The sequence below is a fragment of the Synechocystis sp. CACIAM 05 genome, from assembly GCF_010222815.1.
Lineage (GTDB): Bacteria > Cyanobacteriota > Cyanobacteriia > Cyanobacteriales > Microcystaceae > Synechocystis.
In genome coordinates, this window is sequence record NZ_CP019225.1 from 1,790,839 (window position 1) to 1,812,879 (window position 22,041).

Below are 22,041 nucleotides of genomic sequence, written 5' to 3' on the forward strand. Positions count from 1 at the left end.
TGGCATTTATCCTATCACGGGGATAATTTGCCGTTTCCCATTAATTTACCAAATCTAATAATCGTAATCTAAAATCACTTTTAGCCATTGGGGAGGCCGGGGAATGGGATTACCCAAACGATCCAAAATCAAGAGCGCTGTTAAATGCACTGCCAGCATATAAATCAGACTGTTGAGGAAAACCATACCTACTGCCAAGAATTGTACTAATAGCACGTCTGGCTGAGCCAAAATATTGAATTGTAAAAATAGCCAGTCAAGCAAATTGGTGATCTGTCCCATGACATATTGCCAAAGGTTTTCCCCCAACAGAAAGGAAAATAGCCAAAAGCGAAAGAAAAAGCCAAAGGTACCGATTAGTGCACCGGTAAAAATGGAAAAGCCCCAGGATGCATTTCTCACCCAGCAGAATCCCAACTGCAAACTCATGAGCCCATAGGGAATGACAAAGACCACACTCCGGGTGGGGCCCATCAACACAGAAAGTAGCAACCCGGCAGCAATCATGCCCTTAATGGCGGCCGGCGATCGCCAACGCAGATAAACCAGAGCCAGGGGAATGGGAAACAGGATCCTTAATAGGGGGCCAATGGGAAAATAATAATTAATCAGCCAAATAATGCTGACCATGCTAGCGAGAAAGGCGCTTTCCACCATGGCCAGGGTCTGGGGAGATTTCAACACCGGCTGTTGACGGCTCAAGGGTAATTCCTGTAGTGCTTTGCTTTCCTCTGTTTCTCCATCCCCCGCATCCACCCAATTGTCTTCATCCATACTATTCACATCGACCATATCCGCCGTAGTCTCCTTGGGATCATTAACAGAATTGGTAATCTCAGCTTTAATTCCGGTATTCGGCGATCGGTCAGCAGAAAAAGTCATGGAAAAAGTTTTTCAGTTATAACTTTGAACCCACCTAACACGGGATCCTATGGCAACAAGCCCAACCCACCTAGTGTGACATACTATGTTTCGGCGATCGGCAATGGTGCCAGGGCAATATTTTCTATGTTCAGGAAATTAGATCTTCTAAATCCCTGAGATTGGCCACACTGATAAAATCTGGCTCTCGATGGATTAAGCCCCGTTTTTCCAGTTTAGTTAGGCAACGGGTGACAGTTTCCCTGGCTAACCCACTAATACTACTCAATTCTCGGTGGGGCAAATTGGGAATAATTACCCCTTTGTCCGTATCTCGCCCCCGACCTTCCGCCAAAAATAGCAGGGTATCCGCCACCCGGGTTAAACTTTCTGCTTCCCTCAGCCGCAAACGACGGTTAAGTTGCCGCAGACGGCGAGCAATGATCTGGGCTAAACGAATGCCCGCCATGGGCTCTGTTTGGAGAAAATTGTAAAATTCCGGAGCTGGTACACTGCACACTTCCGCCGGGGTAAGGGTGATGACGTCGGTGGAGCGGGGAGCCTCTTCGATCGCCGCCATTTCCCCGACAATCTCTCCCCGGCCGACAATGTTGAGGGTTACTTCCCGACCATCCACATTATGGGTGCGAATTTTGACCCAGCCATCCATGACGAAATAAACTGAGCCGCCCCAGTCATGTTCGAGGAGAATAACTTGGTTGGCGGGATGACTGCGAACGGAAACATGGGCAATGGCCTCTTGCAATACTTCCAGCCTTAATCCCTCAAAAAAAGGTATTTCTTGGCTTAAACGCTCAGTAAACTCTGAATTTTGGGGACTAGTGCCCATAACCCTCCTCCCTAAACATTGATAGCCTCCCTAGGATGGCTCGGTCTTTTAATTCTGGCAAACAATGGTTGAAACATCTTGTTTACCTGGGTTTGAATTCCCTATAAGTAAACCTTAAATTGGTTGTGCCCCACTCCAGAGAAAGTGAGTTTTTTCACTTGCTAGGGAGCATTTCTGGATTGGATTAAGACTTGTTACCATGAACCGAGTGGGCAAACCAAATCAAAATGGCACAAACAATGCTACTGGCAATAGCCTGTGGGTTCCAAGCTTGGGAATTTTTTTCCTCAACTAAATCCCCCCAAATTAGAATCACATCGAGCAGAATGATCGCTTGTTAGAGAAGGGAAGATAGATATTCTAACGGGTAGTTGACAGTAATTTATTGAAAGACATTTATCACAGTCTAATTCTTTAGGATTTTCTACAGAAGAAACTAAAAAATTGTGTGCTGCCGATATCAATAACTTTTGATTTATTAGCGGTACCCAGATTTTTTATAAAATCAATTTTTTTATGGCCGCTTATTCTACAGCAAATTTTTGTACTCCGGTTGAGATTGTAGTTGTTTAAGCAAATCCTTGATGTCCTGGGTATGGTCTTTGGGCACTACCAGGGTGACATTGCCTTCCCGCACAATTACCACGTCTTTCAAGCCAATGGTGGCAATTATCTGGTTCTCATCACTAGCGTAAACAATACAGCCCCGGCTATGCAAGTTGACATGTTTAGCCAGATCCACGTTACTTTCTGCGTCGGGAAATAGTCGCTCCAAGGCATTCCAATCTCCTAAGTCATCCCAACCAAAATTCGCGGGCAAAACATAGGCTAATTGGGTTTTTTCCATCAATACATAGTCAATGCTTTTCTTTTCTAAAGCTGGGTAACCGGCTGCTCCCTTAGCCCTTAAAGTAGCTAATAATTCGGGGGCGTGGCGGTCTAATTCCCGTAGTACCACCCCGGCTCGGAAAATGAACATGCCACTATTCCAACTAAACTTACCGCTGTCCACAAAGGTTTGGGCCGTGGCTCGGTCGGGCTTTTCGGTAAAACGGGTCACTTGATACACCGGTAAACCATCTATTTCCCGTTCCAATATGTCCTGCTCAATGTAGCCATAACCAGTAGCGGGGCCATTGGGTTTAATCCCAAGGGTGACAATGGCGTCCTGTTCCTGGGCATAGGCGATCGCCGCTTTCAAAGTTTGCTCGTAGGCGCATTGGTCTTTAATCCAGTGGTCAGCGGGAAAAAAACCAATAATGGCATCGTCTCCATACTGTTGGGCGATTTCTAGGCTAGCCCAGGCCACCGCAGGGGCCGTATCTTTTCCCTCTGGCTCCACTAGGCAATTTTCCCTGGGCAATGAAGGCAATTGCTCGAAAACACCTTCTGCAATGGGGGCCGCCGTAATCACCCACAAATTTTCCCAGTCCCCAGCCAAGGATAGTAGGCGTTGGGCCGTGGCCTGCAATAGACTAACCCCGGAACCATCCAGAGACAAAAATTGTTTGGGCCGTTGCCTACGGCTTAGGGGCCAAAATCTTTCTCCTTTACCACCGGCAAGAATTACGGGAATGAAAACGGGGGATGATGTATTCATAGGGGGCAAAATTGGCTGGCCAGGGATTTCCACCGCCTAGGATACAACGACAGGAATCCCAGGGGTCTGAATAATTCTTAATAATCAAGATTCAGACGGTGAGGGAGTTAGATTACGGGCCGGATCGCCTAATAAAACCTTATCCATGGGGCCAGCATTTAAATTTTCCGGTAACACCTGCCAATGTTCGGCGATTTGTTGTAACAGTCGGTCCTGCTCGACTCGCAGACGATCAAAATTGGGGCCATTGTTGATAATGGCAAACCAAACAGTGCCCCGCTCCTGGGTAGGAATAGTACCCGCTAGGGCACTGACCGTATTTAATGTGCCAGTTTTTACCGTTAATCCCTGGGGCATACTGCGCCATTCCAATGTTCCCCGGCGATCGCGCCCCATGACGGGAAAAATATCGTCAATGCCTAGGCCGTGGGGTTGCAGTTGCGCCGCTAAAACTTGATACATTTTGGTCACGGCCCTGGGGGAAAGCCGATTGTCTACCCCTAGGCCGGAGCCATTTTTTAGTTGAATTTCCGCCGCTGGAATTGCCCCCAAGCGCGAGGCGGTTTGGGCCACGATCGCCGCTCCGCCTATGGCCTGGGCCAACATCTCGGCCATATCGTTATTGCTGTAGATGTTCATCTGTTTGAGCAAGGCCGCTAGGGGAAGGGATTGATGCTCTAGTAACGGTTCTAAGTTGGGGGGTAAAACAGTCTGGGTCTGGACAGCGCCAGCAATTTTTACTTGGGGCCGGGGAGTATTGGGAGGTAAATCCCCGAAGGCTCGGTTTACGGTAGCCGACCATTGGCTTTCATCCACGGCTTGTTGAAATAAAGCCCCCGCTACAACAGGGTCGGCCTCAAAGTTCATGGCCAAATTGCCCACCACCACCAAATCTCCGGTTACTTCCCGAATGCCTGCTTGGTTCAGGGCATTGCCCACGGCGATCGCCTCTTCCCAGACAAAGAGGGGATCATGGTCCCCAGCGATGAACAAATTACCCTGTAAAACCCCGGCAGTAATGGGGCCATCCGTATAAAAACGGGTGATAAAACGATGATTGGGCTCCCATTTATCCAACGCCGCCACACTGGTGGCAATTTTGGTCAAAGAAGCTGCTGGAAAAGCATTTTCTCCGTGGTTATAGCCCAAATAGGCCCATTCCGACTGCAACCAGATACCCTGACGCTGGCGGTCATAACCCAGAGATTCTAGGCGATCGAGGTAATTATCCACAATTTTGTCGATGGCCGGATCCGCTTGGGTGGGTACGGCAAAAACCTCTGCTTCTTGCCAGGCGACTTCCTGGCCAACTAAGGGTTCCCCCGCGCCCCCCCAACTGAGCAGAGCTAACACCGTTGCCCCAAAGATTCTCACCATAACTTAGCTTTTTCCTCCCACCAATTATCCAAGCGGCTTTGAAAAACCTTGGGTGGCCCCTAGGCTTTGACCAGAATGTTGTTGCCGCTCACCTGGGTAGCATAGGTAGGTAAATCCCTGGTGGCGGGTCCCTTCAGCACCTTGCCGGTGGCCGCAAATTCCGCTCCGTGGCAGGGACAGACAAACTTACTATTGGTCTTTTTCCAATTCACCTGACAGCCGTTGTGGGTACAGGTGGGATTAACCGCACTAATCTGGCCACTATTACCATTGGGTACTACCGTCACCGGCCCCTTGGGAGTGTTCCCCTTCAACTCTCCCTTGGCCTTGAGGTCCGCCATGGTACCAACATTTACCGTTTGTCCTTGGCCGTTACTACTATTACCACCAAAACAACCGGTGATGACGGCGATCGCCGTACTGAAAGCAGTGTAAGAAATTAGCTTGCGTCGTTTGACCATGGTGGGTAGATAAAAAGAACTGCCCCCAGTTTAGCCAAAGTTTCGATGCGGTGGCAGTTGGAAGCAATCTGATTTTGAGGCAATAAAAGCAAGAACACTAACGGACAGTTTCTAAGCTCTCAATTTTCTTGGTGAACAACTCGGTGAAGATACTCATCACGGTGCGTTTTTCACGGACACGGATGTTAGCTGTGACGGACATGCCCGATTGGAGGGGAATCTCCCGCCCATGACTAACTAATTCCTGGCTATCTAGCTTGATCCTGACGGGGAATCGATAAAATTGATAGGTTTGATCGGGGGGCAGGGCATCGGAGCCGACGTATTCCACTTCCCCATCGACTCCACCAAACTCACTGTAGGGGAAGGAATCAATCCGTACGTCAACGGGCATACCAGTGCGCACGAAACCGATATCTTTATTTGTCACATCCACCTCGGCTACTAAGCTATCGGCGGGAATAATTTTGAGCAGAGGTTCAGTTTGGTTGGGGGGGGTAACGTAACCAGGGGTGGCCTTGAGGTCAAATACAACCCCATCCACCGGGGAAGTGATTTCTTGATAACCAAGGTTTACCTTTGCCCGTTCAATCTGTCCGTTTAATTCGGTCAGCCGTTTGTCGTTATCAACGATGATTTTGGTGATCTGACTATCAATTTCTGCCAGCCGCTTATTGTTGTCTGCAAGGCGATCGTAGATGTCCTTATCAGTTACGGCGCTGGTGTTGGCCAGGCGGGCTTGGGCTTGCGAAATTAAAGACTGAAGGCGTGATTGCTCCGTTTCTAACCGCTGGATTTCCGCTTGGCGGGACTCAATTTGTTGTTTTTGGCGGTCTACCTCCACCACCGTGTTAACTTTTTGCTCGATTAACTGCTGAGTCCTGTCATTGAGGGATTGTTGCTGTTTTTCTACCTGTAACCGTGCCAGGGCTCCCTCCTCTAGCAAGGGGGTCATACTATTAACGATGCCTGCTTCAATCGCTAAGCTTTTCTCTGCCTCCACGAGGGCCGCTTCGTTGCGCCCCAATAGCCCAGCCAAGATTTTCTGATCTTCCTGGAGCTGACTCCTTTCCGCCCTCAATTGTAGGCTGGCCTGCTGTAATTGTTTTTCAATTTGGCGAATCTCCAATTCAGCAGCGGTCACACGACTGCCTAATTCAAAGCGGGCCATTTCCAGTCGGGAAAGTTGTTCGGCACTAAGTTGGCCTTCACCACTGGCGTTTCTTAACCCCAATTGCTGACGATAAAGTTTATTTTCATTAATCAATTCAGCCCGGTTATTGGCCAAAGCCACTACTTCCCAGGGTAAGTTGAGCTGGCTGATCGCCCTCTGTAGGGTACTGCCCTCCAAACCATTTTGCAGTAGGGTGCGGTAGAAAGCATTTTCCTGGAGAACCTTGGAGCGAATATTTTGGGCTGCGGTCAATTCTGCCCGGGTACTGCTGGAATCCATGATTACCAGCACTTCACCTTTTTTGACCTTGCGGTTGTTTTCGACTAAAACTTCCTTAACCACCCCATTGAGGGGAGCATTGATGTCCTTAACTGTGTCGAGGGGTTTCAGTTGTCCGGTGGCGGGGACCACCTGTTCAATGGTAGCGATGGAAGCCCAGGTCACGGCCACCACAGTCACCCCCATAATCGCAATGGCAATACCCCGGGCCCACATGGGGGACTGACGCATGACAATGGCTTGTTCCGGTTGGAATAGGGATGAGTTGGATGAGAGAGCAACGGGAGTTTTGGCAGCCTTTTCCTGTTCTTTTACGTCGGCCAAGGTGCCCGCATCCATGGTTTTGGAGCTGTGGCCGTTCCTTTGGGGAGCATGTTCCTGGGTGGGGCTATTCATAATTCTGGGGGCGATCGCCAAAGATGATGGACAAAGAGTTGATTGGGCGAGGAAATTATTTAGGCTAATGGTAATGGTATAGACAAAGTTTTAAAACCCATGGGGGCACACTGTCTGGCTAGTTGATAAAAATTCACACAGTTTTAGGTGAGGGCACTAAACATCGTCACCGCCGGCGCCCTGTTGTTGGTAAAGGTAATAGTAACGTCCCTTGAGGGCCATTAATTCGTCATGGCTACCCTGCTCAACAACGGAACCTTGGTCCATCATAACGATTACGTCGGCGCTCCGGACAGAGCTAAGGCGGTGGGTGATGAAGAAGACGGTGTGAGCCTTGAAGGCATCTCCCAGGTTAATGCACACCTGTTGTTCGGTGATGTAATCCAGGGCGCTGGTGGCCTCGTCCAACACCAAAATGCGTGGCCGCTGTAACACCGATCTGGCGATCGCAATTCGTTGCCGTTGTCCCCCGGAGAGAGTAGCTCCCCGTTCCCCTACCCTGGTGTTGTAACCGTTGGGCAAGGTCATAATGAATTCGTGGGCAGAGGCAACTTTAGCCGCCGAGATAATTTGTTCCGTGGTGGCATCCGGATTGGTCAGGGCAATGTTTTCCTGCACCGTACCTTCAAACAGGAGGGTTTCCTGGGGGACTACCCCCACCTGACGACGGAGGGAATAGAGTTCCACTTTGCCAATATCAAGGCCATCGACCAAAATCCGCCCCCCTTCGGGTTCATACAGTCGGGAAAGCAGTTTGGTCAGGGTACTTTTACCAGCACCACTCTGTCCAACCAAAGCCACAAAGGTGCCCGGGGGGAAGGACAGGTTAATGTTGTTCAACTGTAATGGCCCCTGTTTTTTAAACCGGAAACTGACGTTTTCAAACTTCACTTCGCCGGCAATTTCGGGCATGGGAATGTTTTGGCGATCGCGCTCCGATTCCTGGGGCGTATCAACAATGTCCGCCAACCGTTCCAGGGACAGGGCGGTTTCCTGGAAGTTCTGCCAGAGTTGGGTCAAACGCAGAATAGGGGAGGTAACGTAGCCGGCAATGATCCGAAAAGCGATTAACTGACCCAGGGTTAAATCCCCATCCAACACCAGGGATGCCCCCACCCAAAGTACGAGTAAACCGGATAACTGGTTGAGAAAATGACTGGAGGAGCTAGCTAGGGTAGAGGTAATGACAGTGTTGAAACCGGCCCCCACATAACGGGAATATTTGTCCTGCCATTGCCAGCGGGAGCGCAACTCGATGTTTTGGGCTTTAACGGTCTGAATCCCTGACATTACCTCCACTAGATAGGACTGGGTTTGGGCGTTTCTTTCCGCTTTGAGCCGTAACTGCCTACGAATAAGGGGGGAAAATACCAGAGTCAAAATAACAAAAATGGGCACAATTCCCAGGGCCACCGCCGTCAGCAGAGGGCTGTAGATAATCATCACGACGATGTAGACCACAGAAAAAACGGAGTCCAACACCACCGTCAGGGCCGTACCTGTTAAAAATTGCCGAATATTTTCCAGTTCGTTAACCCTGGTGGAAATTTCCCCCACTGGGCGGTTCTCAAAATAGCGCAGGGGTAACCGCAGTAGGTGGTCGATGATCTCCGACCCCAAACTCATGTCGATGCGATTGGTGGTATCTACAAATAAGTAGGTTCGTAGGGTGCTTAAGAGGGCCTCAAAAATGGCGATCGACACTAACGCAATACCCAGCACCTGCAGGGTATCTTTGCTGTTTTGCACAATCACCTTGTCGATGATGATTTGGATCATCAAGGGATTGGCCAGACCAAATAGTTGGACAAAGAAGGATGCCACAAAGACCAGCAGGAGAATGTAGCGGTACTTCACCAACGCTGGCCAAAACCAACTCAAGCCGAACCGTTGCTGGGGCGTATCTTTGGAAGGGTACATCATCAGTACTTCCCCTTGCCCCTCTTCTCCCCAGGTTTCAAGAAACTCACTGGTGTCGCGTTTGACTAGACCCAATTCCGGTACGGCAATTTTTACTTCCCGATCGCCAGCTTCGTAGACCAGGGCAAGGCTATCTTGCCAGCGGATGAGAAAAGGGACCTGCATTTGCCCAAAAACTCCCTTGGGGATGCGGACCAACTGACTGGTCAAACCCATCAACTCCACAATGGCGCCGCAAATGGGCAAAGAAAGGGCTTCACTGCGCTTAATTTCTTCGGTGACAATCCTTTGGATGATGTCCCGACGGAAAGGCATACCGAAATATTGACTAATCATCTGGAAGCAGGCTACCCCGGCATCGGTGGGATTTTGCCCCCGCACAACGGGATAACTTTTGCGCCCAGATTTGACCACGGTGGGCTCTGGTAGCGGCTCTCCCAATTGGTTGGGGTCAGCATAGGGAATGTCATCCCAGGGGGAATCTTCTGGAGCGAGGCGGGTCACTGTGGCCAAGGGCACTTCTCCATGGCCATTGGTTTTCGATCCAGAACTTCCCGGGAAAAACCGGGGTAAAGGAGGTAGCCCAATCAAACGGACAAGGGTTTGGGCCTTGAGCACCAAGGCAGAGTCTGGATCAGGCAAAGCGCTACCCCGGGGACATTGCTCCAATTCACCACTACTCACCAACCAAAGTCTTTCGGGATCGGGCAAATCACTGGGCAAACTGTGGCTACCGGGTTGCAACTCGTAAACCTGACTCTGGGGCAACATTTCCAGGGTTAGCTGGCGCAAATCCACATTGCCTTGGGCGGTGCGTTGTAGCTGCTCCCCTAATAAATCGAATAGTTCCACCCGACCGCATTGGTGGCGATAAACCCTGGCTAGTTCAGGATACTTATCTACCAAAGCTAAAAACTCGTCCCTAGTGAGGCTGGCGCAAATAGTTTCCGTAGAGGCGATCGCCGTTTCACAGGGGACATTTCTGATGGCGTTGTTATCCCCAATCACTGCCCCATTCTGGAGCAAAGCCATGGTGGCGGGGTAACCAGTGCCGGGGTCGTAACCGAGTAGTCTTGCTTGCCCACTGACTAAGAAATAAACATTATTGGCCAACTTTCCCCGGGCAAGAATTATCTGTCCCATGCGAAACCTTAGCGGCCTCAGTTTTGCCGCTATCTCGGCGATCGCCGGGGCAGGAAGTTGAGCAAAGGGTTCAATTTCCCGCAAGAAGGATTGATAATCGGCAATGGTCAGACTCATAGCAACAGATAATTTAAAGACGGGAAAATTGATTTGGCAAATAGCTGCGCGACAACTAGCGACGGCTTTGGATATGTTGAAACATCTTCACCTTTCAACCAAGGTTTTAGACTACCGAAAAGCCAGGCAGTACCCCTAAGGGTCTCCACTTCCCCCCAGACATTACAACAGATCGGACTTTTTTCACCAGACCTAGTTCCAGATTCTCCTCCAAACAAGTTTGGCAAAACACCTGTTGTCCCACCGAAAAACTATTCCAAGTATAAGAAATTAGACCCATTGATTGACCCGGTTTCCCATCCAGGGGCCGATAAATATCGTACAATGAAGGGTCTGAAATTTTTTGTTCCTTGCCCAGCATGAAAGCCCAATCAGAACCTCGGTTTGATTACGTCAAAATTGCGATCGCCTCCCCCGAAAGGATCCGCCAGTGGGGAGAACGCACCCTACCGAACGGCACCGTAGTGGGGGAAGTGACCAAACCCGAAACCATTAACTACCGGACGTTAAAGCCGGAAATGGACGGTCTGTTCTGTGAAAAAATCTTTGGTCCTTCCAAGGATTGGGAATGCTGGTGTGGCAAATATAAACGGGTACGGCACCGGGGCATTGTTTGTGAGCGCTGTGGCGTGGAAGTAACGGAATCTAGGGTTCGTCGTCACCGCATGGGCTACATCAAATTAGCCGCCCCCGTCACCCACGTTTGGTATCTCAAAGGCATCCCTAGCTATCTCAGCATTCTTTTGGACATGGCCCTGCGGGATGTGGAGCAGATCGTTTACTTCAACGCCTACGTGGTGCTCAACCCCGGCAATGCCAGCAATCTGCAATATAAGCAACTCCTGACTGAAGACCAGTGGGTAGAAATTGAAGACCAAATTTATGCTGAAGATTCTGAGCTAGAAGGTATCGAAGTGGGCATTGGTGCGGAAGCGGTGCAAAGGCTCTTAGCAGAATTGCAACTGGAAGAAGTGGCGGAAAAGCTCCGGGAAGAAATTCTGGCTAGTAAAGGACAAAAGCGGGCCAAGCTGATTAAACGTCTGCGGGTAATTGATAATTTCATCGCTACCCACTCCCAAGCGGAATGGATGACCTTGGATGTGATCCCTGTTATTCCGCCAGATTTACGTCCCATGGTGCAGTTGGATGGGGGGCGCTTTGCCACCTCTGACCTGAATGATCTCTATCGTCGGGTAATCAACCGTAATAACCGTCTGGCCCGTCTGCAGGAAATCCTCGCCCCGGAAATCATTGTCCGTAACGAAAAGCGGATGCTCCAGGAAGCAGTGGATGCCCTGATCGATAATGGTCGCCGGGGTCGCACCGTCGTGGGTGCCAATAACCGGGCGTTGAAATCCCTCTCGGACATCATTGAAGGTAAGCAGGGTCGTTTCCGTCAAAACCTCTTGGGTAAACGGGTGGACTACTCCGGTCGTTCCGTTATTGTGGTGGGGCCCAACCTCAAAATTTACCAATGCGGTCTGCCCCGGGAAATGGCGATCGAGCTATTCCAGCCCTTTGTGATTCACCGTCTGATCAAACTAGGCATTGTTAACAACATCAAAGCGGCCAAGAAATTGATTCTCAAGGGCGATCCGCAAATTTGGAGCGTATTGGAGGAAGTGATCACTGGACACCCCGTTATGCTCAACCGGGCACCCACTCTGCACCGTTTGGGTATCCAAGCCTTTGAGCCAATTTTGGTGGAAGGGCGAGCCATCCAACTCCATCCCCTGGTGTGTCCTGCTTTTAACGCTGACTTCGACGGGGACCAAATGGCTGTACACGTCCCCCTTTCCCTAGAGGCCCAATGTGAAGCCCGGCTGTTGATGCTGGCTTGCCATAACGTTCTTTCCCCCGCTACTGGTAAACCCATTGTGGCTCCCTCCCAGGACATGGTATTGGGCTGTTATTACCTCACCGCAGAAAATCCCAATGCCCAAAAGGGAGCAGGACGTTACTTTGCCGGGATCGAAGATGCCTTGCGGGCCTATGACCACGGCCAAGTGGATCTCCACTCCCAAATTTGGATTCGCCATCTGGATGAAGATGTGGTGACAGAAAAACCAGACACAGAGGTCATCAAAACCGAGGATTTGGGGGATGGCACGGTGATGAAATACTACCGGGAACGGAAAGTCCGTGAAGGAGTTGATGGGGAGATTATTACTCAGTACATTCAGACGACTCCGGGGCGGATCATTTACAACAAAACGATCGCCGAAGCGTTGGTGTTCTAAGCCTAGCTAAAGCCGTTAGTAGTTTATCCAGCCGTTTAACTTTTTGCAGTTGCGGCTGTTTTTTTGGAATAAACAGGATGAGAATGTTTAATCTAGCTCAAATTCTTCCTGCCATTTTTGATCTTGGGCTCTCTGAGGTTGGGCCGTTTTAGCTAAAACAAAATTTTCCAATACCAAGTAATCCATTTCCGTCCGCATAAAGCAACGGTAGGCATCTTCTGGGGTGCAGACAATGGGTTCCCCGCGCACGTTGAAGGAAGTATTGACCAGTACTCCACAGTCTGTCAGGGCTTCAAATTGACGCAGTAGTTGATAGTAGCGGGGATTGGTTTCCGGATGAACGGTTTGAATTCGAGCAGAACTGTCCACATGGGTGATGGCAGGTAGTTGGGACCGGGGAATGTTTAATTTTTCAATGCCAAATAATTGCTCTTGTTCAGGAGTCAATGGCAAACGCAATTCTTCCCGTACATCGGCCACAATGAGCATATAGGGGCTGGGTTGGTCTAGCTCAAAATAATCACCCACTTTTTCGGCCAACACGGACGGGGCAAAGGGGCGAAAGGACTCCCGGTATTTGATTTTCAAATTCATCACCGATTGCATGGTGGTGTTGCGGGGATCCCCCAGGATCGACCGTCCACCCAGGGCCCGGGGTCCAAATTCCATCCTTCCTTGGAACCAACCCACCACATTGCCTCCGGCGAGGATATGGGCCACTTTGCCAAATAAATCTTCATCGGAGTAATAGTCGTAAACCGCTTGCACAGCGGGATCCTTGAGATAGGCTTCAATATCTTCGTTGGTAAACCTAGGGCCTAAGTAGGAACCGGCCATGGCATCGGGCTTTTGCACCGTTCTCTCATGTTGCAGATACTGGTGCCACACTGACAAAGCTGACCCGATCGCCCCTCCCGCATCTCCAGCGGCCGGTTGAATCCAAATATTTTTAAATTTGCCTTCCCGTAGTAAGCGACCATTGGCCACACAGTTGAGGGCTACCCCCCCGGCCAAACAAAGATTTTCCAGCCCCAATTCTTCGTACACCGTATTGCCCAAGCGGAGCACGACTTCTTCCGTTACCACTTGAATGGAAGCGGCAATGTCCATTTCCCTTTGGGTTAACGGACTTTCCGGCGATCGCCGGGGCGCACCAAAAAGGTCGGCAAACTTTTTGTTGGTCATGGTGAGACCGGTGGCATAGTTAAAATAATCCATATTGAGGCGAAACGTGCCATCGGCCTTCAAATCCAATAGGTTATCCAAAATTAATTCCACATATTTTGGCTCTCCGTAGGGGGCCAAACCCATCAGTTTATACTCACCGGAATTGACTTTAAAGCCGGTGTAGTAGGTAAAAGCGGAGTAGAGCAGACCCAAGGAATGGGGAAAATGAATTTCCCAATGGGGCGTTAACTGATTACCGTGGCCAGACCAAAGGGAAGTGGTGGCCCATTCCCCCACCCCATCCATACAGAGCACTGCCGCCTCATCAAAAGGACTGGGGAAAAAAGCTGAAGCGGCGTGGGATTGGTGATGTTCGTTAAATAACAAAGGAGGCAAATCTTTGGTCTTACAGTCGCCCAATTCTGCTAGGGCTTTTTTTAAGACAGTTTTGAGATAAAGTTTTTCCTGCAACCAAGCGGACATGGCGGCAATGAAAGACCGCAATCCCCTGGGGGCAAAAGCCAGATAGGTTTCCAGTAACCGTTCAAAGGTCACCAAGGGCTTTTCGTAGAAAACAATATAATCCACTTCTTTTAAACTAATACCTGCTTCCCCAAGACAATAATTAATGCCTTGGGTGGGAAAAGAAGCGTCGTGTTTTTTGCGGGTAAATCTTTCTTCCTGCACTGCCGCCACAATAACGCCATCTTTGACCAGGGCCGCCGCACTGTCGTGGTAGTAAGCAGAAATGCCAAGAATATGAGTCACGTTAAACTATCCTGACCAAAGGGAATGTTGGTGTCGCTGTCAATGGGTCGCCCCGTATAATAACTTGGGTTGGGAACTAGACTGATCGCCAATCCGTTTATCTTTCATAGAAGCCAGGATTTATCAGCTATGTCGAAGAATTTTAACTTGCTATTGGGCACCCTGGTGGGGGTTAGTTTAGTTTTTCCCCAGGTGATCGCCGTCCAAGCCCAAACAGACCCTTTTCCCGCCAATGCCACCTTTTTTACCGGCACTCCCCCCAGTTTGGCCGATGTGGATGCGGACTTTAACGGCATTAATATCCCCAACAGCAGATATTTTTTTAGTGTTAGTCTGCCTGCGGGAGAAATTGAGCCCCTAGGCAAGGTAGTGCTGCACCAACAACCCAATCCCTCTCCTATTAGTCTGGATTTAAGTCAAACAGAAGTATTTTTTGGCCTGCCTTCCCAACGGGGTAACGACTTGGCCAGTTCTGCGGTTTCCACCAGCGGCGATTCCCAAACCATTGTGGTGCAGTTCAATCCCCCCATTGCTCCTGGTAACACCGTCACCATTGCCCTGCTAGCGGAGCAAAACCCAGAAGTGGCAGGGGTCTATCAGTTTCGAGTACAAGCCTTTCCCTCCGGGCCAGCCTCTGTTGGTCTAGATTTGGGCGTGGGACGGTTACAATTTTACGAAAATCGCTAGCTCCATGATCACCGCCGCCAATTTGCTCCGAATCATTTTCCCCTTTTATGACCCTGAGGTACTGCGGTGGTCGGGGGAAGCCCGTTTGATGCGGACTTTGTTCTTCGCCTGGATGGCAATGGGCGTGGTGGTGCTATTTTCCGCTTCCTATGCGGAAAGTCTGGATACCAGCGGCACAGGCCTGAGCATTATCCTCAAACAAATTGCCTATCTTTGGCTGGGGCTAAATATTTTTAATTTTCTGGTGCGTTTGCCCCTCCAGGTCTGCCTCAAGCTAGTGCCCTGGTTTTTGATTGTGGTTTTACTGCTGATTTTTTTGACCAAAAGCGGTTTGGGAGTGGAAGTAAATGGGGCCCGTCGTTGGATTAGTTTGGGACCGGTCTTGATCCAGCCGTCGGAATTTATGAAGCCCTGTTTAGTGCTGCAGGCGGCTAATTTGTTCGGCAATTGGCATCGTTTCCCCTGGCGATCGCGCCTCATTTGGTTGGGCATTTTTGCCCTAACCCTAGGTAGTATTTTGCTCCAGCCCAACTTGAGCACCACTGCCCTGTGCGGCATGGGGTTATGGTTAATTGCCCTAGCGTCCGGTCTTCCCTGGATTTATCTCATTTCCACTGCTCTGCTGGGGATAACCACTGCAGTGACAAGTATTTCCATCCGGGACTATCAACGGGCTCGGGTCACCTCTTTCCTCGACCCCTTTGCCGACCCGAGGGGCGATGGTTACCAGTTGGTGCAAAGTTTATACGCGATCGCCTCTGGGGGAATTTTGGGAAGGGGATTTGGCATGTCCCAGCAAAAATTATTCTATTTGCCCATCCAAACCACGGATTTTATTTTTGCTGTCTTTGCGGAAGAATTTGGGCTGGTGGGCTGCATTACCTTTTTAGCGTTCCTCGGCCTATTTACCACCATGGGGCTGCGGGTGGCCATGCGTTGTCGCCATCGGGTCAAACGATTAATTGGTTTGGGAGTAGTGATATTTCTAGTGGGTCAATCTCTGCTCAACATTGGTGTGGCCAGTGGCGCTCTGCCCACCACCGGTTTACCCCTGCCATTTTTCAGCTATGGTGGTAGTTCCTGTTTATCAAGTCTAGTCTTAGCAGGGCTTTTGGTGCGGGTGGCCAGGGAAAGCAATGAAGCAGAAGTGATTCCCCTAGGAACAAAAACTGCTCCGGCGGTTTAATTTTCAATTGTTATCGAAACTTTCTATGGCGGGTAAAACCACTGGGGTTGTGGCGGCGGGCCATGCCCAAACGGCAGAAGCGGGCAAATGTATGCTCGAAGAAGGGGGTAATGCCTTTGATGCAGCGATCGCCTCGGCGTTGGCGGCCTGCGTGGTGGAATCGAGTTTAACTTCCCTGGGGGGAGGGGGTTTTCTGCTGGCCCAGACGGCGGCGCAGAAGAGTTACCTGTTCGATTTTTTCTGCCAAACACCCCAAGTTAACCCAGGGGAAAAAGCAGTGGACTTCTACCCCGTGGCCCTCAATTTTGGCGGAGCTTGGCAAACTTTTCACATTGGCAAAGGGGCGATCGCCGTGCCGGGCATGGTGGCGGGATTGTTTGCGGCCCACAGGAAACTGGGGCGCCTACCATTCAAGCTATTGATTGAACCAGCGGTGGCATATGCCCGCCAGGGATTTACCCTCAACCGTTTTAACGACTTTACCAATGGTCTATTGGAGCCGATTCTGACCCAACAAGAGGAAGGCAGGAAATTTTATGCTCCCCAAGGAAAAATTCTCCGCCAAGGGGAAAAGGCCTATCTGCCCCAATTTGCCGACGTGCTGGAACAATTGGCCCGCCATGGCCCGGATTGGTTTTACCGGGGGGAGTTAACCGAGTGGGTACTGGAATCTTTAGGGGGAGCCAGTGCCCTGACCGCCAAAGACTGGGCCGACTATGAAGTAGAAATTCGTCCTCCCCTACGGACCCAATATCGCCAACGGCAACTGTTAACCAATCCCCCCCCCAGTGCCGGGGGCATTCTCATTGCTTTTGCCTTGCAGTTGCTAGAAAAATATGATTTGAGCCAATATCCCCTGGGCAGTGCGGCTCAAATTCAGCTTTTTAGCCAGATCATGGCCCTGAGTAACCAAGCCCGCCGACAATATTTGGATGGCAATCTCCACTGTGGGGACATTGAGGCAAAATTTCTCGGGGGCGATCGCCTGGCCTCGGAACTAGGACAATCAAAATTTATCAATAAATTGGGTAGCACCACCCACATCAGTGTTTTAGACGGAGAGGGCAATGCCGCCAGCTTAACCAGTTCCAATGGGGAGGGGTCTGGGCATTTTATTCCCGGCACGGGCATTATGCTGAACAACATGTTGGGGGAAGAAGACCTCAATCCCCAGGGCTTTTACCAATGGCCACCGGGGCAACGCCTATCATCGATGATGGCCCCCACTATACTTTTAGACCAGGAACAACCCCGGCTAGTTTTGGGGTCAGGGGGATCAAATCGCATTCGTAGTGCCATTTTGCAGGTGGTCTGTCATCACCTAGATTACCAATTACCCTTAGCCGAAGCGGTGGGGCGGGAACGTATTCATTGGGAGGCCCATAAATTAGATTTGGAGCCAACCTCTGTAGCTGATATTCTGGCCCAGTTGCGATTTGACGACGGCACCCAGGGTACCCTTTGGACGGAACAAAATATGTTTTTTGGGGGAGTTCATGGGGTTGCCACCACCACTGCGGGGACCATGGAAGGGGTTGGAGATCCCCGGCGATCGGGGGCCGTGGCCTACAGTCTGGAATAACATTGGTTACAATTCTTAGGGCAATGCGGTAAGTTATTTAGCGAACAGCGTTTCCCCTTTTTGCGATTACGGCTGAGTTGTCTGGTCACATTCCCAATGAAATCAATCCATCCGCTCAAATTTTGTTCTTCTTCCACTCTGTTGTTGCTACTCAGCACCAGCGTCGGTGTCTTTTTGCCCGGCTTCAGTGGCGGCCAGGGGGCGATCGCCGTGGCCCAAAGTGTTTCTCCTCCGGACAATGCACCATCGGCAGAAACAGGAAATAATGCTGATGACAGTGGGTTTCCTCTTCCCCAATTACCGGACACAGCGCCCAACGAGCGCTTAAATCCCTCCGGTAACCCCCTCATGTTTCCCACCAAGCCCGACGAGGTGGACACCACAGTTCGGCAAGCTATTACTTTGGACGAAGCCATTGATCTGGCCCTGAGAAATAATGAACAACTCCAGCAGGCCAAGCTATCCCTAGAGCAACAGGAAGCTGGTTTAATGGCGGCAAGGGCGGCCCTTTTCCCTAGCCTGGACACGGATTTTACCTTTAGTCGGGATAGTAGTGCGGCGGCCGAAGCCACCAATGCCCTCATTGCCAACCAGAATCAAACCACTACCGTCAACCCAGAACTGCGTTCGGAAACTAGCACCAATGCAGTGGGTAACATCAACCTGACCTATAGTATTTATGCCGGGGGGGAAAGGAGCGCCCAAATTGCCAAAGCCGAGCAGTTGGTGCAAAACAGTCGCCTCCAGGTGGAAGTGGTGGCAGAACAAACCCGCTTTGAAGCCACAGATCGTTACTATGCTCTCCAGGGGGCCGATGCCCAGGTGGCGATCGCCCAAGCCTCCGTGGAAGATGCTTCCCAGAGTTTGCGGGATGCCCGTTTGTTAGAACAGGCCGGGTTGGGCACCCGCTTTGACGTGTTACGGGCGGAAGGAGATTTGGCCACCGCCAACGAAGCTTTAACCAGGTCCATCGCCGATCAACGCAATGCCCGCCGCCGCCTGGCCCAATTGTTGAGCGTGGGGCAACGGGTGGAATTAACCGCCGCCGATGAAATTGTGGAAGCCGGAGATTGGAGCTTACCCCTGGATGAAAGCATTGTTCAAGCCTATAAAAACCGGGCTGAACTGGAGCAACAATTGGTGCAAATTGAAGTGAGCGAACAGGACCGCTACATTGCCCTGGCAGCCATTAAACCCAGGGTGGATTTTCTGGCCAATTACACCTACCAAAATAATTTTGATAGCAGTGCCGGGTTAGTGGATGGTTATGCCTTTGCCGCTCGAGTACGGTGGAACTTTTTTGACGGGGGCCGGGCCTTTGCCGAAGCTCGCCGGGCTGATCGCCAGATGGACATTGCTAAAACTGCTTTTTCTGAGCAAAGAAACCAAATTCGTTTGGAAGTGGAGGAATCCTACTACACCCTAATTTCCAACAAGGAAAATATTGGCAGTACCCGCACCAACGTCATTCGTTTTGAGGAAGCCCTCCGTTTAGCTCGACTACGGTTCCAGGCTGGAGTAGGCACCCAAACGGACGTTATTAACGCCCAGCGGGACTTAGCCAACGCCCGGGGAAGGTTCCTACAGGCGATTATTGGCTATAACCAATCATTGAACCAACTACAACGCTCCATCAGTAATTTGCCCAACAATCATTTGTTTGATATTCAGCCTTAAACGCTGTCTGAGACGATGGGATGATAGGAGGGTTAAAGGTGCTGATCAAAGTTTCCTTGAGAGATTAGCGATTCTTCCCCCGTGTCCTTGTCTCTCAAACTCCGGCAATTCTGGGAGACTACTAGACTGAGTCCCATCCCTCTGGACAATGCGGAGGGAAATGGTTAAGGCACTTCTTCATTTCAATTTATTTTCCCTATGGTCACCAACTTTGCTGAGCCAAGCTTGCCAACAGCCTCGGTTTTTGGGGTGAAGGTGCACCTTTCTGATAACTATGGTCATTGGCTAGAAAATTGTCTGCAAAGGGGTCAGGGAGTCCACGTGGTCACCCTCAACTCGGAAATGGTAATCCTGGCCGAGAAGGAACCAGCGGTGCAAGAAGTGATCCAAGGGGCAGAATTGGTCATTCCCGATGGGGCAGGGGTAACCATTTACCTAAAATTGGAAGGCATCGAGCAAAGCCGTTGCCCTGGCATTGAACTAGCGGAGGCCATGGTGCGTCACATTGGCGAAGGTAAGGATAATCAGCCCATTGCCTTTTATGGAGGAGCACCGGGTATCACTGAACTAGCAGCCCAGCGTTGGCAGCGGGAATATCCAGGATTAAAAGTTTTGGCTAACCATGGTTTTTTAACCGAATCGGAGCAGGAGGCTTGGCAACAAACTTTGGTTCGGGAACGGCCCTGCCTAATTTTGGTCGGTTTGGGAGTTCCCCGACAGGAGTATTGGATTAGGGACCATCGTCATCTTTGTCCCCAGGGCATTTGGATTGGGGTGGGGGGCAGTTTTGACGTGTGGTCCGGCACGAAAGAGAGGGCACCGGAATTTTTCTGTCGCTACAACCTGGAGTGGCTTTATCGGCTATACCAAGAACCTTGGCGTTGGCGGCGGATGTTGGCCCTGCCCAAATTTTTCTTCCGTACTCTGGTGAGCCGTTGATAATTCTTCAAACAAAATTGGCCCTTTATGCAGTGGAAATGTTCCAGGGGTTAATAATCGGCGGAAATTGTGGATAAAGGTTACGGCTGGGGGAAATTGGGTTACATTTATTAGGTATCGCCGTCTAAATTGGTGTTGATTGGCAGGCGATCGCCCACACCTCCGGTTACGCTGACGACATATTAAATTTTATTAACTTTTGCGGCTTATTTTCCAGTCCGTTGGTCATTTTGGTTGAGGAGTGTTCTGTAATGATTAACCCATCGATGAAATCTTGTTTGTTAGCGGCCCTGGGGGGATTGCTACTAGGGGGGATGACTCCTCCGGCGATCGCCAACCCCGTCACTCTTGTCCCTGGTATGCCTGCCCCGGTCCCGGACAAAGAAACCGCCCAAGCCAACTATGACCAGAGTTACCAAGCCTACACGGAGCTATTGGGGCAAGTCACCAGCATTAACCAGTTCCGAGATGTGTCCCCCAACAGTTGGGCCTACGAAGCATTACGAAATTTAGTTGATAACTACGGTTGCATCGTCGGTTATCCTGACCGCACTTTCCGGGGCGATCGGGCCTTAACCCGGAACGAATTTGCCGCAGGTTTGAGTGCCTGCCTCACCCAGTTGGAGGCCAGGATGTTGGCCTCTCGGCAACAATTGGGACAGTTTATGGAAGAGAAAGAAACTTCCGTCGCCGCTGGAGATATTCTGGAGAATGTTTTCACCCGAGCTTCCTACAATGCCACGGGGCGTTTTTACGACCTCACCAGTATTTCTGGCCAAGCTAACAAAATTTTTGGTTGGCGTAGTTGGCCCGGTTCCTACTTTGACAACATGATTGCCGAAGATGCCGCTGTGGTGGAAGCCGTTTACCAAGATGCTTTGGAGCAACAAACCAGGGGGACCGTCATCCATACCAGGGATTTACCTGATCCTTTCAACCAATCCCTGTTGGAAGATTGGTCTCGTTACACCCGTTTTGGCAATCCCACTCTGCCCCCCACTGCCCCAGGTTTTTAAGGCCCTAACGCTCGTTTCCTTTTGAATCTATGTTTTTAACTGCTCTGCGGTCTTTCCTTCTTTTTCTGGCAGTAACCTGTCTGTCCCTGGCGATCGCCATGCCCGCCTGGGCTCTAACGGAGGTGCCCCTGACAGAAATTGACTATAAACCCTGTCCAGCAGACTTAGCGGAAGGCAATGTGGGCAGTGGTTCGAGCAGCCCGGCTAACTGTTTTTTGGTAACCGGCATTGCCAACAATCGGACGGGGAAAACAGTGTATGATGCCGATGTTTTTGGACGCATTTACGATGCTAACCACGAACCAGCCATGCAAAACCGGACTCGCTTGGGTAACATTGCCGAAATTCCTCCTGGAAAAAGCGATTTTGAGGTACGCATCAGTGTGCCCGCCCAGCAACCTCTACCTTTGCAGTTGGAGCAGTTTAAAGCCTCGGGTTTTTCCGCTAAAATCCGTGGCCAGGCACTGTAAGCTTTGTTGATTGCCCTCCGACTGGATTACAGTAAGGTTTCAGTTGAAGCTTAGTTAACACTTTGTTGCTTATTGTTGACAGTGTGCGCCAGAACCCTACCATTGACTGATAGATATTCTCTCCCTCCCAC

The 22,041-nt window shown here is 50.5% G+C and carries 16 protein-coding genes; 8 read left to right on the forward strand and 8 right to left on the reverse strand.

Annotated features, from left to right (window positions below; all coding sequences use genetic code 11):
• Positions 1-54 precede the first annotated feature (54 nt).
• From BWK47_RS08600 to BWK47_RS08630, 7 genes are all read right to left on the reverse strand, one after another.
• Positions 55-882 (reverse strand): DUF2232 domain-containing protein, encoded by an 828-nt coding sequence (locus BWK47_RS08600; protein WP_162328326.1) that lies wholly within the window; start codon positions 880-882, stop codon positions 55-57.
• A 130-nt stretch (positions 883-1,012) separates the two neighbouring features.
• Positions 1,013-1,711: a Crp/Fnr family transcriptional regulator gene (locus tag BWK47_RS08605; protein WP_010872882.1), complete on the reverse strand. Its 699-nt coding sequence runs from the start codon at positions 1,709-1,711 to the stop codon at positions 1,013-1,015.
• 529 nt (positions 1,712-2,240) lie between these two features.
• Complete coding sequence (locus tag BWK47_RS08610; RefSeq protein ID WP_162328327.1) at positions 2,241-3,311, reverse strand: mannose-1-phosphate guanylyltransferase; 1,071 nt, start codon at positions 3,309-3,311, stop codon at positions 2,241-2,243.
• Between the two features lie 84 nt (positions 3,312-3,395).
• Positions 3,396-4,688, reverse strand: coding sequence for a D-alanyl-D-alanine carboxypeptidase/D-alanyl-D-alanine-endopeptidase (locus BWK47_RS08615; RefSeq protein ID WP_162328328.1), 1,293 nt, complete (start codon positions 4,686-4,688; stop codon positions 3,396-3,398).
• Between the two features lie 59 nt (positions 4,689-4,747).
• The gene (locus BWK47_RS08620; RefSeq protein WP_162328329.1) at positions 4,748-5,149 is read right to left on the reverse strand and encodes a QcrA and Rieske domain-containing protein; all 402 of its coding nucleotides are present in this window, start codon (positions 5,147-5,149) and stop codon (positions 4,748-4,750) included.
• 97 nt (positions 5,150-5,246) lie between these two features.
• Positions 5,247-6,998 carry an HlyD family efflux transporter periplasmic adaptor subunit gene (locus BWK47_RS08625; RefSeq protein ID WP_010872886.1) on the reverse strand — a complete coding sequence of 584 codons (1,752 nt, stop codon included), beginning with the start codon at positions 6,996-6,998 and terminating at the stop codon, positions 5,247-5,249.
• Positions 6,999-7,154: 156 nt separating this feature from the next.
• Positions 7,155-10,178 carry a peptidase domain-containing ABC transporter gene (locus BWK47_RS08630; RefSeq protein WP_162328330.1) on the reverse strand — a complete coding sequence of 1,008 codons (3,024 nt, stop codon included), beginning with the start codon at positions 10,176-10,178 and terminating at the stop codon, positions 7,155-7,157.
• A 359-nt stretch (positions 10,179-10,537) separates the two neighbouring features.
• On the opposite strand from BWK47_RS08630, the gene rpoC1 reads away from it, so the two are divergent.
• Positions 10,538-12,418, forward strand: a complete 1,881-nt coding sequence (rpoC1, locus tag BWK47_RS08635) for a DNA-directed RNA polymerase subunit gamma (RefSeq protein WP_162328331.1) — start codon at positions 10,538-10,540, stop codon at positions 12,416-12,418.
• Between the two features lie 87 nt (positions 12,419-12,505).
• Here the strand turns inward: rpoC1 and BWK47_RS08640 are convergent, their stop codons facing one another.
• Entirely contained in the window at positions 12,506-14,353 is a 1,848-nt protein-coding gene (locus BWK47_RS08640; RefSeq protein ID WP_162328332.1) for a carbamoyltransferase family protein, read from the reverse strand.
• Positions 14,354-14,482: 129 nt separating this feature from the next.
• Here BWK47_RS08640 and BWK47_RS08645 point away from each other — a divergent pair, with 129 nt between their 5' ends.
• The 7 genes from BWK47_RS08645 (at position 14,483) to BWK47_RS08675 (ending at position 21,910) form a co-directional block, all read left to right on the forward strand.
• Complete coding sequence (locus BWK47_RS08645; RefSeq protein ID WP_162328333.1) at positions 14,483-15,040, forward strand: DUF2808 domain-containing protein; 558 nt, start codon at positions 14,483-14,485, stop codon at positions 15,038-15,040.
• Positions 15,041-15,044: 4 nt separating this feature from the next.
• A complete protein-coding gene (locus BWK47_RS08650; RefSeq protein WP_162328334.1) occupies positions 15,045-16,226 on the forward strand; it encodes an FtsW/RodA/SpoVE family cell cycle protein in 1,182 nt (393 codons plus the stop codon).
• A 25-nt stretch (positions 16,227-16,251) separates the two neighbouring features.
• The gene (gene ggt / locus BWK47_RS08655) at positions 16,252-17,808 is read left to right on the forward strand and encodes a gamma-glutamyltransferase (RefSeq protein ID WP_162328335.1); all 1,557 of its coding nucleotides are present in this window, start codon (positions 16,252-16,254) and stop codon (positions 17,806-17,808) included.
• Positions 17,809-17,904: 96 nt separating this feature from the next.
• Positions 17,905-19,485 (forward strand): TolC family protein, encoded by a 1,581-nt coding sequence (locus tag BWK47_RS08660; RefSeq protein ID WP_162328336.1) that lies wholly within the window; start codon positions 17,905-17,907, stop codon positions 19,483-19,485.
• A gap of 198 nt (positions 19,486-19,683) precedes the next feature.
• Positions 19,684-20,424: a WecB/TagA/CpsF family glycosyltransferase gene (locus BWK47_RS08665; RefSeq protein ID WP_162328337.1), complete on the forward strand. Its 741-nt coding sequence runs from the start codon at positions 19,684-19,686 to the stop codon at positions 20,422-20,424.
• 251 nt (positions 20,425-20,675) lie between these two features.
• The gene (locus BWK47_RS08670) at positions 20,676-21,440 is read left to right on the forward strand and encodes an iron uptake porin (protein ID WP_162328338.1); all 765 of its coding nucleotides are present in this window, start codon (positions 20,676-20,678) and stop codon (positions 21,438-21,440) included.
• Between the two features lie 29 nt (positions 21,441-21,469).
• The gene (locus tag BWK47_RS08675) at positions 21,470-21,910 is read left to right on the forward strand and encodes a hypothetical protein (protein WP_010872896.1); all 441 of its coding nucleotides are present in this window, start codon (positions 21,470-21,472) and stop codon (positions 21,908-21,910) included.
• The last annotated feature ends 131 nt before the right edge of the window (positions 21,911-22,041 follow it).

Excerpts from the sequence above, each read along its gene's own strand:
- BWK47_RS08665 (WP_162328337.1), top strand. The coding sequence starts at position 19,684 with ATGGTCACCAACTTTGCTGAGCCAAGCTTGCCAACAGCCTCGGTTTTT.
- BWK47_RS08620 (WP_162328329.1), bottom strand. The coding sequence starts at position 5,149 with ATGGTCAAACGACGCAAGCTAATTTCTTACACTGCTTTCAGTACGGCG.
- BWK47_RS08660 (WP_162328336.1), top strand. The coding sequence starts at position 17,905 with ATGAAATCAATCCATCCGCTCAAATTTTGTTCTTCTTCCACTCTGTTG.
- BWK47_RS08650 (WP_162328334.1), top strand. The coding sequence starts at position 15,045 with ATGATCACCGCCGCCAATTTGCTCCGAATCATTTTCCCCTTTTATGAC.
- rpoC1 (WP_162328331.1), top strand. The coding sequence starts at position 10,538 with ATGAAAGCCCAATCAGAACCTCGGTTTGATTACGTCAAAATTGCGATC.
- BWK47_RS08675 (WP_010872896.1), top strand. The coding sequence starts at position 21,470 with ATGTTTTTAACTGCTCTGCGGTCTTTCCTTCTTTTTCTGGCAGTAACC.
- BWK47_RS08600 (WP_162328326.1), bottom strand. The coding sequence starts at position 882 with ATGACTTTTTCTGCTGACCGATCGCCGAATACCGGAATTAAAGCTGAG.
- BWK47_RS08670 (WP_162328338.1), top strand. The coding sequence starts at position 20,676 with ATGATTAACCCATCGATGAAATCTTGTTTGTTAGCGGCCCTGGGGGGA.
- BWK47_RS08625 (WP_010872886.1), bottom strand. The coding sequence starts at position 6,998 with ATGAATAGCCCCACCCAGGAACATGCTCCCCAAAGGAACGGCCACAGC.
- BWK47_RS08610 (WP_162328327.1), bottom strand. The coding sequence starts at position 3,311 with ATGAATACATCATCCCCCGTTTTCATTCCCGTAATTCTTGCCGGTGGT.
- BWK47_RS08630 (WP_162328330.1), bottom strand. The coding sequence starts at position 10,178 with ATGAGTCTGACCATTGCCGATTATCAATCCTTCTTGCGGGAAATTGAA.
- BWK47_RS08605 (WP_010872882.1), bottom strand. The coding sequence starts at position 1,711 with ATGGGCACTAGTCCCCAAAATTCAGAGTTTACTGAGCGTTTAAGCCAA.
- ggt (WP_162328335.1), top strand. The coding sequence starts at position 16,252 with ATGGCGGGTAAAACCACTGGGGTTGTGGCGGCGGGCCATGCCCAAACG.
- BWK47_RS08645 (WP_162328333.1), top strand. The coding sequence starts at position 14,483 with ATGTCGAAGAATTTTAACTTGCTATTGGGCACCCTGGTGGGGGTTAGT.
- BWK47_RS08615 (WP_162328328.1), bottom strand. The coding sequence starts at position 4,688 with ATGGTGAGAATCTTTGGGGCAACGGTGTTAGCTCTGCTCAGTTGGGGG.